The sequence below is a fragment of the Vibrio sp. 2132-1 genome (genome assembly GCF_033344315.1).
Window position 1 is genome coordinate 226165 of record NZ_JAWPON010000006.1, and the last position, 14717, is coordinate 240881.

Annotated in this window: 11 protein-coding genes; 5 read left to right on the forward strand and 6 right to left on the reverse strand. The window is 43.8% G+C overall.

Going from position 1 to position 14717, the window contains the following annotated elements:
• Positions 1 to 16 precede the first annotated feature (16 nt).
• The 4 genes from R8N47_RS08735 to R8N47_RS08750 form a co-directional block, all read right to left on the reverse strand.
• Complete coding sequence (locus R8N47_RS08735) at positions 17 to 1057, reverse strand: YcjF family protein (protein ID WP_064354116.1); 1041 nt, start codon at positions 1055 to 1057, stop codon at positions 17 to 19.
• The gene (locus tag R8N47_RS08740) at positions 1054 to 2430 is read right to left on the reverse strand and encodes a YcjX family protein (RefSeq protein ID WP_064354117.1); all 1377 of its coding nucleotides are present in this window, start codon (positions 2428 to 2430) and stop codon (positions 1054 to 1056) included. Before R8N47_RS08740 ends, R8N47_RS08735 begins: the two co-directional genes overlap by 4 nt.
• A 255-nt stretch (positions 2431 to 2685) precedes the next feature.
• Positions 2686 to 2871, reverse strand: coding sequence for a hypothetical protein (locus R8N47_RS08745; protein ID WP_005376906.1), 186 nt, complete (start codon positions 2869 to 2871; stop codon positions 2686 to 2688).
• Positions 2872 to 3045: 174 nt separating this feature from the next.
• Positions 3046 to 4563 (reverse strand): fumarate hydratase, encoded by a 1518-nt coding sequence (locus R8N47_RS08750; RefSeq protein WP_064354118.1) that lies wholly within the window; start codon positions 4561 to 4563, stop codon positions 3046 to 3048.
• A gap of 270 nt (positions 4564 to 4833) precedes the next feature.
• On the opposite strand from R8N47_RS08750, the gene pabB reads away from it, so the two are divergent.
• Positions 4834 to 6198, forward strand: a complete 1365-nt coding sequence (gene pabB, locus R8N47_RS08755; protein WP_064354119.1) for an aminodeoxychorismate synthase component 1 — start codon at positions 4834 to 4836, stop codon at positions 6196 to 6198.
• Positions 6199 to 6563: 365 nt separating this feature from the next.
• Here pabB and R8N47_RS08760 read toward each other — a convergent pair whose 3' ends face one another.
• Both R8N47_RS08760 and R8N47_RS08765 read right to left on the reverse strand, forming a co-directional pair.
• Positions 6564 to 8264: an ATP-binding protein gene (locus R8N47_RS08760; protein WP_154204466.1), complete on the reverse strand. Its 1701-nt coding sequence runs from the start codon at positions 8262 to 8264 to the stop codon at positions 6564 to 6566.
• 7 nt (positions 8265 to 8271) lie between these two features.
• A complete protein-coding gene (locus tag R8N47_RS08765; protein WP_005388282.1) occupies positions 8272 to 8811 on the reverse strand; it encodes a heme NO-binding domain-containing protein in 540 nt (179 codons plus the stop codon).
• A 231-nt stretch (positions 8812 to 9042) separates the two neighbouring features.
• Here R8N47_RS08765 and R8N47_RS08770 point away from each other — a divergent pair, with 231 nt between their 5' ends.
• From R8N47_RS08770 to R8N47_RS08785, 4 genes are all read left to right on the forward strand, one after another.
• Entirely contained in the window at positions 9043 to 9642 is a 600-nt protein-coding gene (locus R8N47_RS08770; protein WP_005376901.1) for a CoA pyrophosphatase, read from the forward strand.
• 345 nt (positions 9643 to 9987) lie between these two features.
• Positions 9988 to 11241 carry an aromatic amino acid transport family protein gene (locus tag R8N47_RS08775; RefSeq protein WP_005388284.1) on the forward strand — a complete coding sequence of 418 codons (1254 nt, stop codon included), beginning with the start codon at positions 9988 to 9990 and terminating at the stop codon, positions 11239 to 11241.
• 97 nt (positions 11242 to 11338) lie between these two features.
• Positions 11339 to 12700 (forward strand): L-serine ammonia-lyase, encoded by a 1362-nt coding sequence (locus tag R8N47_RS08780; RefSeq protein WP_005376899.1) that lies wholly within the window; start codon positions 11339 to 11341, stop codon positions 12698 to 12700.
• Positions 12701 to 12911: 211 nt separating this feature from the next.
• The gene (locus tag R8N47_RS08785; protein WP_064354120.1) at positions 12912 to 14627 is read left to right on the forward strand and encodes an EAL domain-containing protein; all 1716 of its coding nucleotides are present in this window, start codon (positions 12912 to 12914) and stop codon (positions 14625 to 14627) included.
• Positions 14628 to 14717: the final 90 nt, after the last annotated feature.

Here is a 14717-nt window from a genome sequence, read left to right on the forward strand (position 1 = left end):
TCAAAGTTGATATTCGTTACGGTTTCATCGTAATTGATGCAACTTTCGCCGCCACTGCCTTGCGTATGGTGCCCAACTTAACCTGACGGTCAGGATACCAGGGTAGTGGACGCAATAAGGTCATCGCTTTCAAGCCCAAACGTGCCGTTAGAATACCAACACCTAGTCCCTGCCCTGCACGAGCAGAAACTTTGCCAGCAAGATCCATCGACATCAAATCCATACTGGCATCAATAGCGAGCTCACTGGCTCCAGCCGCCGCCATATTGACAAATACCGCTCTTAGTAACTTGATGCGAGAGGCATAACCTAGCTCTACCCCATATACTTTGGAGAGGTTGTCGATCATTTTGAAATTTCGCCACGCCACCAGCAACATATCAGCGGCAGCCAGAGGGCTCACGGCGACTAGGGCCGCACACTCGGTTGCGTGCTGTGATACGATTTTCGTTGCCAACTTGTCTTGTTGGCTCACCACCATAGAGTCATACATATCAAGAATTTCAGCGTCACTATGAGCAGGGTTAATACTGTTCTGCCAACGATCAAAGCCCGGGTTCTCTGCCATCACACCACTTTGTTCTGCTACGGTTTCGCAAAAGTCTTTCCCTTTCCCAACGCTCTCACTATTAACAAGTGCTTCTGCTTCTTCTTGAACACTAAAATGATTTCGTAGTTTTCGCAGTTTCCAAAGCTCTTTACCCATAGCTCCTAAACCAAGCGAAGCGATCGCAGCAATAAACCCCGTCCAGCTTAAGGCCAGCCAATCAGAAGCCTGAATTGCGGTTATAACCGAGTCCACCGCTTGCCAGCCAACCAAACCAGCAAAAGTTGCAAATGCGCCAGTCGCGAGCCATTTTCTGCCCGATTTTGGACGAATGACATGCTCGAGTTGCAATTCCTGTTCGGTCTCCTGGTGCGCTTCTTTAACTTCAACAGGTACAAATGTTTCTTTTTCGCCGAATGTTTGCTGCGCCGTCAACTCTGGTTGATTCGATTGCTGATCTTTTTCCATTACCTTTTCAGAGAAAACTTGTTTTTGCTTCAACTCACTCATTTCAATTTATCTCCAATCAGGTAATCCAGTGCTTTGTCTAAGCGTATGTGCTTCACTGGCTCATCATTCGGTGAGGGCATCGGACGAAACGACGTAAAATCAAACCCGTTATTTTGCCAATAAGCTGCATTTGGTAGCTTTTTCGGCACCTCTCCGGGAAACATAGTCATCGGCTCACCACCCAATGTTGTTCCTTGTAACGCCGGGATGGTCTTATCTCCAGAGGAAATAAACCCCGTCGTGGTTGCTTGGATGGAAGCGATACTCATGCAGCTCATCTCAATATTCTCGTAGGCTGCCGTTTGCCATGCTGGATGCACCATTTGTTGGAGCAGAGACACCAAATTTGGGTGCTGATCGGGCGTGATATGATCCGCTTTTGTAGCAGCAAACAACACTTTGTCGATTTTTGGTGAGAACAAACGACGCAAAAAGCTACTACGACCATAACGGAAGCTATGCATGATCTGTTCTAGCGCTTGGCGCATGTCGTAAAACGCTTCATCACCAGCATTGAGAGGCTGCAAACAATCCACCAGTACAATCTGGCGATCGAAGGTCGCAAAATGATGCTTATAAAACGCTTTCACTACTTTCTGTTGGTATTCCTGAAAACGGGCTTCTAGCATCGCTAAGTTACTGCCCTTGGGCGCTTTGCTTTCCGAATCAGCACGACACGGAAAAAACTGTAGCACCGGCGCGCCTGCTAGCTCACCAGGTAATACAAAGCGGCCAGGCTGAACCCAATGAAGGCCAGCGTCTTTACAAGAATGAAGGTACTCTGTGTATATGTGTGCAACTTTCTCAAGTAGTTTCTCATTCACTTCTGCAAAGAGATCCACTTTCTCCAGTTCAGAAAGCCAAGCTTTGGCTAAATCGCCACGCTGGCCTTTAAGTGCATCAAACTGAGTTTGCGACCACGTTGCAAAGTCCATGTCCAATAAAGGCAGGTCGAGCAACCACTCTCCTGGATAGTCGATAATATCAACATTTAAAATTGCGGTTTTACTCAACAGCTTTTTCGTAGTTTTATTTGGTTTGTACTTGAGCGCTAAGCGAATCTCACTCACATCACGTGTCGGTACTGGCCACTTAGGTGGAGTGGCATGAATTTGGCTCATCGCCTCATCGTAAGCAAAGCGTGGCACCATCATATTCGATTGAGGCTCACGCTTCGCCCCAATAAGGCGCTTATCTCTAGCCGCAGTCAAAAGAGGCAAATTGTCATGGGTTGCAGTATGAAGAAGCTGATTCACTAATGACGTGATGAATGCCGTCTTACCGGCACGAGAAAGTCCGGTGACAGCAATTCGAACATTAGAGTCCATACCTCTGTTGATAAAGTCATTAACTTCTTTCTTTATTCTCTTCATTACGCTTCTTTATCTTACTCCACTTTAAAACAACGTTGTCAGCGACTTCGAATTTCGAGCTATGAATACTGTTCTATCCCGAATTCTATGAGTTTAACTTTATATACCTTAATAAAAGATGAACAAAACATCCGGCTTAATGCTGTGTTAAAAAAGAAAAGCCCCTGAGTGGTTCAGAGGCTTACTTAATCTACAGCATTAGTAACTCTATATGCGCTGATTACTATGTTAAACAGGAACCCGCTTTCTTTAAGCCTAGTCGTCTTCGATCAACTTATAGATAACAAATAGAGCGATTTCTAAAATCAACCACAACACACATGTGATGGTCACGTACTTTTCATCAAAGATGCTGATACCGTGAAGAATCAAGTCATAGCCAACAAAGCCACCTATCACTACAGCAAGAATAATTTGTAGAATCTGAATAAAACGAGGCATGCCGTCTCCTAATTATTGTTCGCATAACGTTTGATTGCTATGCCTAAAGGTTTATATCCTTAATTATATAGACAAAAAGTGCAGGTTTCGCTGCACTTTTGTCAATTGTTTGCTAGGTAAATCAGCACCTTGTCACATTCTCTCTACTGAGACGCAGCAAGATTGCCCTTTGCCTTATGCTTCCATCTCTTGAATTTTCACTTTCCAAGTGTCTGGACCAATTTGGTGCGCGTTAACACCATTTGAGTCGACAGCCACTGTTACTGGCATATCTTCAACTTCAAATTCGTAAATCGCTTCCATACCTAAATCTTCAAATGCGACAACGCGAGCTTTCTTGATCGCTTTCGCCACCAAGTATGCAGCGCCACCTACAGCCATTAGGTAAACCGCTTTGTGATTCTTGATAGATTCAACCGTTGCAGGGCCACGCTCAGCTTTACCGATCATGCCCATGATGCCGGCCTTTTCTAGCATCATGTCGGTGAATTTATCCATACGCGTAGATGTTGTTGGGCCAGCAGGACCAACGACTTCATCACCAACTGCATCGACAGGGCCTACGTAGTAAATGAACTTACCGTTTAGATCTACGCCTTCAGGTAGACCTTCACCGTTATCTAGCATGCCTTGAATACGTTTATGCGCAGCATCACGACCAGTCAGAATTTTACCTGATAGAAGAACCGTTTCGCCTGTCTTCCACTCTTGTACTTCTTCTTTAGTAATTGTGTCTAAGTTTACGCGACGCGTATTTTCGCCCGCTTCCCAAGTGATATCTGGCCAATCTTTTAGTTTAGGTGGTGTTAGCTCTGCTGGGCCGCTACCATCAAGCGTGAAGTGTACGTGACGAGTCGCCGCACAGTTCGGGATCAAACAAACAGGCTTAGAAGCCGCGTGCGTTGGCGCAGTTTTGATTTTAACGTCGACAACAGTCGTCAAACCGCCAAGACCTTGCGCACCGATACCAAGTTTGTTCACGCGATTGAAGATATCCAAACGAAGCTCTTCTTCTGCGTTTTGTGGGCCACGGTCAATAAGCTCTTGAATATCGATGTGTTCCATTAGAGATTCTTTTGCCAATACCGCTGCTTTTTCAGCCGTACCGCCGATACCAATGCCAAGCATGCCAGGAGGACACCAGCCAGCCCCCATTGTTGGTAGCGTTTTTTCTACCCACTCAGCAATATCGTCAGATGGGTTTAGCATCACCATCTTAGTTTTGTTTTCGCTACCGCCGCCCTTCGCAGCGATCTGAATTTCAACTTTATCGCCCGGAACCATGTTGATATGTACGACGGCAGGCGTGTTGTCTTTGGTATTAATACGTTTACCAGCAGGGTCCATAAGTACTGACGCACGCAACGGGTTATCAGGGTTCGTGTACGCTTGTCGAACACCTTCATCTACCATCTGCTGAACCGTCATGTCGGTCGAATCCCATTGCACGCCCATACCGATGTTGACGAAACACGTCACAATACCAGTATCCTGACAAATTGGACGGTGACCTTCTGCGGACATTCGGGAGTTAATTAAGATCTGAGCTATCGCGTCTTTAGCGGCTTGGCTCTCTTCGCGGTGATAGGCTTTTTCAAGAGCTTGAACAAAGTCTAGCGGGTGGTAGTAAGAAATATACTGTAGCGCATCAGCGACACTGCTGATCACATCCTGCTTGCGTATTACCGTCATTACATGCCTCGTTATAGTTATGCTTCCATTATTGGCTTGGCTTCAATCGTGTTTGTTGAGCTTATTGCTCTTTTGAGCTTCGTTTTTTATAAACAATTGTCGAACGGCTGATATCGACACACGAAATGCTGAAGTTGCCTACTTGTAAACCATCTCAAAACCCTATGAATAGAGGGAGTTTGGCTATACAGAGGAATATGATACTCTTGCTGCCCATGACATGCCATGCAGTGAACGATCTCTTTGTCACAAATTACACAAATGAACAACATGGACAATCAATTCATTGATTTTAAAGCGCTGGAATACGCACCAGAGTTTGCTCTTCACCTTTTTTCTCGCATTCAACACCAGCCTTGGGCGATGTTGCTGCGTTCTGCATCAGAAACGCATATCGATAGCCGCTTCGATGTGTTGGTCGCCAACCCAATTGCAACGTTAGAAACCACTGCCGACAACACACAAGTTGAAACGCCATCGAATGCCTATTCAACTCAAGATGACCCATTTGCGCTGCTTCATCAGTTGCAAGAACAGTGGCTTCCTCACGTAGAGTTAAATAAAGAATTGGATCTGCCTTTTGTCGGCGGTGCGCTCGGTTACTTCAGTTACGATTTAGGTCGCCGCGTAGAAACGATGCCAGAAGTGGCAGAAAAGGACCTCAACACGCCGGATATGGCGGTAGGTCTGTATGAATGGGCCGTTGTTGTTGACCACCAGCTAAAAAAAGCATGCTTAGTCGGTCAGAACATCGAGCAAGCTTGGCAATGGTTAAACGAGCAAAAAGCAGAACAAACCGTTGACTTCGCTTTGTCTGGTGATTGGCAGTCAAACATGACGAAAGAGAGCTACGCCACTCGCTTTGACAAGGTGCAAGAATACTTGTTGAGCGGTGACTGTTATCAGATCAATTTGGCGCAGCGCTTTAACGCACCGTATCAAGGCAGCGAGTGGCAAGCGTATCTGAAATTGGAGTCCGCCAACCAAGCGCCATTCTCAGCGTTTATCCGTATGCCTGAGTCTTCGATTTTGAGTATCTCTCCAGAGCGCTTTTTAGAGCTCAAAGATCGCGTCATTGAAACAAAACCAATCAAAGGTACTCGCCCACGCAGCGAAGATCCAAAGAAAGATAACGCTAATGCCCATGACTTGCAGACAGCGGAAAAAGATCAGGCAGAAAACCTGATGATTGTCGATTTGCTGCGTAATGATATTGGTCGAGTTGCATCACCGGGTAGCGTTCACGTGCCAAAGTTGTTCGATATTGAAAGCTTCCCTGCCGTGCATCATTTGGTGAGCACCATTCGTGCAAATTTGGATGAACAATACGCTCCTGCGGATTTGCTGCGAGCGTGTTTTCCAGGCGGTTCAATTACGGGCGCACCTAAAGTTCGCGCAATGCAGATCATTGAAGAACTGGAGCCGCATCGACGCAGCGCGTATTGCGGCAGTATTGGCTACATTTCACGCCATGGTCGTATGGACACCAGCATTACTATCCGAACTCTTGTAGCGGAAAAAAACAAACTTTACGCTTGGGCTGGCGGCGGCGTCGTGGCAGATAGCGATTGCGCCTCTGAGTATCAAGAAACGTTGGATAAGCTTTCAAAGATTTTGCCAGCGCTGCAATCGTAGATTTCAACCGTGGACAACGTCGCTTTAATGCTATTGACGAAAACAATCTAAAACGCCTCCAGAACGGTAATGCCGCTCATTTAACAGCGAGTGGCATATTTCTGTATCTCATCACCCTGCACAGCGACGAAAGAGCGTGATACAGGTTCTTCTATTCGAGCACTTTGTGGTCAAATTTGTTTCATTACCCGCTCATCGTGCTGCTACTAGATTCTTAGTCTCGCCAAGGCTCGCTAGAATGACCCAAAAAACATCGTTAAATGATCGGCATTATCCAGTGTGGTGCGTTTTTCTGTGTATTTTATTTGCATGTACTTTAGCTTTTAGCCGTTGGCCAACAAAAATTCTTTTTTAAAAGGAAGCGTCTACTGCTCAAGCCACTTACACATAATCTGTTCAATATCGGTTGCGGTGTACGGCTTAGTGAGGATGTCGTCCATGCCTGAATCAATACACTTTTGACGCTCTTCGATGGTAGTGCCAGCGGTTAATGCAATAATAGGATGAGTAAAGCCACGCTCTCTCAGATACATCGTCGCCTCATAACCATCCATTTCAGGCATTCGGCAGTCCATGAATATCAGTTCGTAGTCTTTACTTTTCACCGCTTCTAATGCTTCTTTGCCGTTGGCTTTTAAATCAGGTGTAATGTCGAGTTTTTTCAGCATTTGAGTAACAATGACTTGATTCATTCTGATGTCATCAACCACTAATATTGAGCGTCCTGCTAAATCGCTTCGCTCTATGGTGACCAATTCCCCCTCTGCTGTGCCTTGTGATTGCCCTTCCTCAAGAGGAATAGCAACTTTAAAAGTTGTCCCTTTGCGCTCTTCACTCTCAAAGCTAATTTGACCTTGCATCAAATCCACGAGATTTTTACAAATCGCGAGACCTAAACCTGAGCCTTCAAAGCTGCGTTTCGCTGAGCGATCAACTTGGACAAATGGATCAAATAGTGACGGCTGTGCTTTTATTGGGATGCCAATACCAGTGTCTTCAACCTCAAAATAAGCCGTGCCGTTAAGCCATTCCACCCGTAACACGACGCCACCCAAGTGAGTAAACTTAATCGCGTTTCCCACCAAGTTAACCAAAATTTGTGTAATGCGCTCTAAGTCACCGACTAAAAATTCTGGAATCCCCAGCTTTTTGTCGATAGAGAAATGGATGCGTTTTTCAGCAGCCTTAGCTGCAAATACACCCATGATGGCTTTTTCAAGCTCCTCCCAGGCAAAAACTTTATGTATGATTTCCATCATACCGGCATTCATCTTACTGAAATCAAGAAGATCATTAATGATCACTCTCAATAAGTCCCCTGATTGAGTCAAATTGCTCAAGTATTGACGTTGCTCTTCTTCTAATTGGGTTCGACTCAATAACTCCGCACTACCCAATACGCCATTGAGAGGAGTTCGCAGCTCATGGTTAATCATGGCGACAAACTCCTTCGTCGCTTTTTCTGATTCCTCAGCCCGCTTTCTCAGCTCGACCTCTCGCTCTAAACTTAAGTGTCGACCAATAACACCATGAACTAAGTCAGACACGAGCTCCATCTGTTTGGAAATAAAAGACTTATCGATTTGATCTTGCAACACAGAGAAAATCAACTCCCCAACCGTTTCCCCATCAATGATAACTGGCAAATGCAAATTCTCTCCCTGCCAATTAGGAGAGGTTAAAATCTCGTTGTTATGACGAAGCTGTAAGTGACCAAAGTGATGACGACGCAATGAGCTCAGCTTTGTAGCGTCAAGAAACAAGTAAGCCGCAGAAATGATCGAGTTAGAAGTGAGCTGCTCAATAAAGCTCGCTATCATTGCTTCATCGAACGTGCTCGATAAAAAAGTACGACCGAACTTAATCAACGTGGCATCAATTTGCTCTTCAAACTCAAACTTACGAAGATCCTTTTTAGATTTCAGCTCTAGCTTTTTCAATGCAACACTGAGTTGCTGGTTGGATTCATATAACTCTAAGCTTTTCTGTTCCAACAGCTGCTCAGCTGCTTTTCTTGATGCAACTTCTCGTTTGAGTTTCCTTTCTAATGAGGAACTTCCCGTCATATCGTTCTTATTGAGCCTCTAACCAAAAACGTACTTTGCTACCATCTTCTGACTGGTTTTGATGTTTGATATGAACTACCTCACCAAAATGTGCAGCACAACCTTTTATCAATCCTAAGCATACGTGAGACATACATCTTGCGCTGTGGTAGTCAAATACCAATTGGGATTGGTTTTCACTAATGAAATCAAATTGCGGAGGGTTAGCATCAGGATAGAGCTTCTTAACTTCGACATGAATAAAATCTTCAACATGGCGAACAAATTGAAACGTCGTTTCACACTGTTGCAAACTGGCGTGACTAGGAATAGAGCGAAGTAAATTCAAAAAGACGCACTCTCCAAACACCTCTTGCAGTTGCTCGGGGGGAACACCAGATACTTTACTGAGATTCACGATCAACTTAACTAAGTCTTTGTGATCGTAACTACCAACAGCGGTGTAAACACCTTCATCGTTAGAAAGATCGAGAACTTGGTCTAACACATCAAGACCGAATTTCTCTTCCACTAACTCCATGAACTCGGTGAAAATAATCCCTTTCATTGGCCAATACTTGCCCTATAGTGACGTCCTAAAATAAAGAATGGTGTATAACCTTATAAGTTTCAAATTAATATGTTCAAGTAGAGTGAGACACACGACACAAAGAGGGAAAGTGCTGGCGAGTGTTTTAATGCGAATGTTTTATTTGGTAACCAGTAACGATAACGCCATACGCTTTGCCGTCTTTGAGTATAATAAATAATGGTTAGGCACGATAAATAAGGACTCAGTTTGGTTATCGACAAAACTCATTTACTACAGAACTTTCAATTTCGGCTTCCAACGGGCTACCACAAAGAGTCCCTTGCACGACTGAAATGGATGAAAGAAAAGTCCCTGAGAGATGCGGCAGTCTTAATCGGTTTTGTGGAACGCGATGACGGGTTACAAGTCATTCTGACTAAGCGTGCAGCCCACTTACGCCATCATCCGGGTCAAATCAGCTTTCCCGGTGGCAAATATGAGCAGGAAGATATTCAGCTCGTGAATACCGCTTTAAGGGAAACCAAAGAAGAAGTTGGGATAGAAGATGAGCATATTCATGTGTTTGGTCAACTGCCTACACTACCAACGATTAGTCAATTTAATGTGACACCTTTTTTGGCTTTTGTTTCTCCGGAATATAAAACGCATATTGACCCAAATGAAGTAGAGTCAGTTTTTGAGGTTCCTGCCAACCATATTCTGAACCCCAAAAAATTGTATAGCACCAAATTTGACCTAAAAAGAAGCAGTCATCGTGTATTTGCTATTCCATATAGACAGCATTTCATCTGGGGCATGACGGCACAAATTATCGAATCAATGCAAAAACATATTATTTCACATTAAACAGTTGTTGATATCGGTGCTTTTATAGGCGCGATCATTATGCGCATCAATATTAATAAAACGTTGCTTCATAAACATTCATTCACATTAGATTAATTTTCCATTTTCACCGCAAACGCTTGCGGTGAAATAAATTTATACAAACAGCCCTATTGATAAGTTTTTCTAATTTTACTCATTAGCAGAAATCACGAGTAGCACATCATTTTCGTGATAAAAAGCAGGTTTTTGACATATCATTCAATAAGCGTAAGCAATAAATGATTTAGATCTAATTTTCCTAGTGTAAAATCTTGCAAAATTACTCCCGACTTATTTCCTGTTCCCAAAATGAGTAACTAAAAAATGAATACAACTACTTCTGCGGTTTCTACCGCACAATCGTCTAGTAAGTTTTCTTACAAAGACTTTACCTGGTGTCTGTCCCTTTTTGGTACGGCAGTAGGTGCAGGTGTACTGTTCCTTCCTATTAAAGCAGGTGCAGGTGGCTTTTGGCCATTAGTAATCCTAGCCCTAATCGCAGCACCAATGACTTGGTTCGCACACAAATCTTTAGCTCGTTTCGTTCTTTCTGCGAAAAACCCTGAAGCGGACATCACCGACACAGTAGAAGAGCACTTTGGTAAGACTGGCGCAAACCTTATTACGTTCGCTTACTTCTTCGCTATCTACCCAATCGTACTTATCTACGGTGTTGGTATCACAAACACAGTTGACTCTTTCCTAGTTAACCAAATGGGCATGGAATCTATTCCTCGCTGGCTACTTTCTGGTGCACTTATTGCTGCAATGACAGCAGGCGTAGTATTCGGTAAAGAGCTTATGCTGAAAGCAACTTCAGCAATGGTTTACCCTCTCGTGTTCATCCTACTAGCACTGTCTGTATACCTAATTCCTGGTTGGAACACTTCAATGATGGAAGTGTCGCCTGACTGGGGTGCAATGCCTGCTATCGTATGGCTAGCAATCCCTGTTATTGTGTTCTCTTTCAACCACAGCCCAATCATTTCTCAGTTCTCTAAAGAGCAACGTCGTGTATACGGTGATGACGCAGTTAAGAAAACTGACGCTATCACCGGTGGCGCAGCAATGATGCTGATGGGCTTTGTTATGTTCTTCGTTTTCTCTGTTGTACTTTCTCTGTCTCCAGAGCAACTAGCAACGGCGCAAGAGCAAAACATCTCTGTTCTCTCTTACCTAGCAAACGTGCATGAATCTCCACTGATCTCTTACATGGGTCCATTGGTTGCTTTCGCAGCGATCACCTCTAGCTACTTTGGCCACTTCTTAGGTGCGCACGAAGGTCTAGTTGGTCTAGTGAAATCTCGTTCAAAATCACCAGTAAGCAAGATCGAGAAGATGTCTCTAATCTTCATTGTAATCACAACTTGGATCGTTGCTATCGTTAACCCAAGCATCCTAGGTATGATTGAAACAATGGGTGCACCGATGATTGCCGCAATCCTATTCTTGATGCCAATCTTCGCAATGCAAAAAGTTCCTGCGATGGCTAAGTACAAAACTTCAGCACCTGTGCAAATTTTCACAGCAATCTGTGGTCTTGCTGCAATTAGTTCTGTAATCTACGGCGCTCTTTAATCATCTCTGCCCAGTGCAGTATGATTAATCCAAAAATATAACGATAAAATTAAGCCTCCCAACTCCCCTTGGGAGGCTTTCTTCTGAGGTAATCGATATGATTAGTGTTTTTGATATCTATAAAATCGGTGTTGGACCTTCAAGCTCACACACTGTAGGCCCAATGAAAGCGGGTAAAGAGTTTATTGATGATCTTCGTGCAATGGGAAAACTGCGCGACATCACTAAAATCACCGTTGACGTTTATGGATCACTATCACTGACAGGGAAAGGTCACCACACAGATATTGCTATCATCATGGGTCTTGCAGGCAACACTCCTGAGAAAGTTGATATCGATTCTATCCCGGGCTTTATCGCTCGTGTAGAAGAAACTGAACGCCTTCCTGTTGGCATGCACTGTCACACAGTATCGTTCCCACGTGAAGGTGGAATGAACTTCCACAAAACAAACCTAGAGCTACACGAAAACGGCATGCAGATCCACGCTTGGATTGATGACGAAAAGGCGTACTCAAAAACTTACTACTCTATCGGCGGTGGTTTCATCGTTGATGAAGAAAATTTCGGTAAAGAAGCTGAAAACCCAGTAAAAGTACCTTACCCGTTTACAACGGCAGAGGAACTGGTTAACCAATGCCACGAAAGTGGATTGTCCATCAGCGCACTAACCATGAAGAATGAGCATGCGCTTCATTCAGATGAAGAAACTCGTACTTATTTCGCGAACATCTGGCGCACAATGCGCGAGTGTATGGATCGCGGTATGAATGAAGAAGGTATTTTGCCTGGTCCACTGCGTGTGCCTCGCCGTGCAGCAGCACTTCGCCAGCAGCTACTTACTTCAGAAAAGACGACAAACGACCCAATGTCTGTTGTTGATTGGGTAAACATGTTTGCTTTCGCAGTAAACGAAGAGAACGCAGCAGGTGGCCGCGTTGTCACAGCACCAACTAACGGTGCGTGTGGCATCATCCCTGCGGTACTGGCTTACTACGATAAGTTCATCCAAACTGTGACTGAAAAAGATTACATCCGTTACTTTGCAGCTTCTGGCGCAATCGGTGGTCTTTACAAGCGCAACGCGTCTATCTCTGGTGCAGAGGTTGGCTGTCAGGGTGAAGTTGGCGTGGCATGTTCTATGGCAGCAGCAGGCCTTGCTGAGCTTATGGGTGGTAGCCCAGAGCAAGTATGTATGGCAGCAGAAATCGCAATGGAGCACAACTTAGGTCTAACGTGTGACCCAGTTGCAGGTCAGGTTCAGGTTCCATGTATCGAGCGTAACGGTATTGCGGCAGTAAAAGCAATCAACTCTACTCGCATGGCACTACGCCGCTCTTCAGCTCCAACTGTTTCTCTAGATAAGGTTATCGAAACCATGCTAGAAACAGGTAAAGACATGAACGCGAAATACCGCGAAACATCTCAAGGTGGTCTAGCAATCAAAGTGATTTGCTAACACGCCTTTCTGAATACCAATCAAAACCCGAGTTTATGCTCGGGTTTTTTTATACCCCAAAAACCCAGGAGAATGCGTTATCAGGACAAGTAAAAAAAACCTAAAACGTTGAATATATCCAAATATTATGGATATCTCAGTAAAAAATCACATCTCTTCCCTAGCTTTATTGATAACGTAGCCAAAAATTAAACTTGGAGCACATCAACACATGATTAGGTTTGAAATTGGAAACCAAATCTGCGTTTGCTTGTCCGAAAACGAAATATCTTTAGAGCTCAATCAGTCACTCCACCACTCCATTCCTGTCAACCCAAATGAGTACGCCATTCTGTCAACTATCGCCAAATACGGCAGTTTAAATACGCCGATTAGTCAGCGGTTAATAGAAAGCAAAATCACTCAACAATACAAAATGACACTGCCTGAAAATGGCTTTAAAAACGCGGTGGCCGCTCTAAGAAAGAAATTTCGCAAGCTCACGGAAGAACACTTAACCACTAACAAAAACATTATCGAAAACATTCACCGGACCGGATACTTCATCCCTTTTACTATGCAAAACAACCACCAGAATGGCATCGAACATCAACAGAAGATCAATCAATACACAACCAATAGTCTTCGCAAAGCACTTCGTATTTGCCTGCGTAATAAAAAGATCTATTCAGAAGCGATGTGGGTTGTGTTGATCACTGCGATCATTTTCTTTGCTATCTGTTACTACGCGATAAACAGCATCGTTAAACATAATTATCTGGATAACGCCTTCGAAATTGCAGAGAATCTTTCCCGCAGGAGTTGCTTTGCTAATGAAAGCGAACTGAAGTCACTATTTGATAATGTGAAGTTGGTGGAATCGAGCATGATGCTAGATCGTTTCAGTATTCGATGCTTAGTCACTCCAGAAACCGTTGTCCCTGTCAGCAAAAAAGCGTTTGAAGAGTGGAGTAACAATAGCAATTACACTACCCAATCATTTGACTTAAATAATGCAACTGTTTTGGTTCGTGTTAAAAACATTAACTTATCCGACAATGTTGAAAATCATATTTCACGTTTTTTTCTTTCCGGTATGAAGCTATCAACGAATACCGGAACATCGTTAGAGATTGGTAACACCAATGAACGCTTTTTCAATTATCACGTAAAGAATAGTGGCTATAAAGAGGTGTATTACATCTCTGGACCGTTTCAAAGTATCATTCTACTGAGCTTACTTTTTCTCATTATACTGCGTCACCGCTCCCTACAAGCCTTTATGGCTTACTTGTGCGCAATTCGACAATTCAAAATAAAACTGGAACCGATTTATAACACTTCGGCACAAAAGATTGTGCACTACGAAGCCCTCTCCCGGTTTAAGGTAAAAAATACGCAACGGTTTATTGAAACACTGATCCGCAATGGATTGCTGCTAACTCATACCTTACTGGTGATTGATTCCATCTACACCAAACAAAAAGCGTTGCCCATCCCTATCAGCATTAACGTTTGTCCTTCTTTGCTGCGAGGGCGTAACTTTTCAATCCTATATAGAGAGCTATCTAATCGGGATTGCCGTTTGCTGACAATCGAAATCACAGAAAATGCATCGATGTACTATACCTCTGAGATTTATGGCAATGTCGCGAAATTAAAAGCTCTGGATTGTAAAATCAGTATTGATGACTTTGGCACCGGCAATAATAATGTGGCGCTTATCAGCAAGCTGAATCCGGACTATCTCAAAATCGACCGAGAATTTGTTATTGGCCTAAAAACTGATGATAAAAAGATAGAAACCTTGCGTCAGTTAATTGCTATGGGTAATACGTATCGCTGCACGGTCATTGTTGAAGGCGTAGAAACCGCAGACAGTGCTCACTTACTCACAACATTGGGCGCATACATTCACCAAGGTTATTATTACCCTCTTCATTGCTAGCTTTTCTTCACTCGGTTAGTTACTTAAAATAGATCTAATACTCTATAAAAACTCGTGGTGGCATAAAGGTATGCCGCCAATTTGTGATTG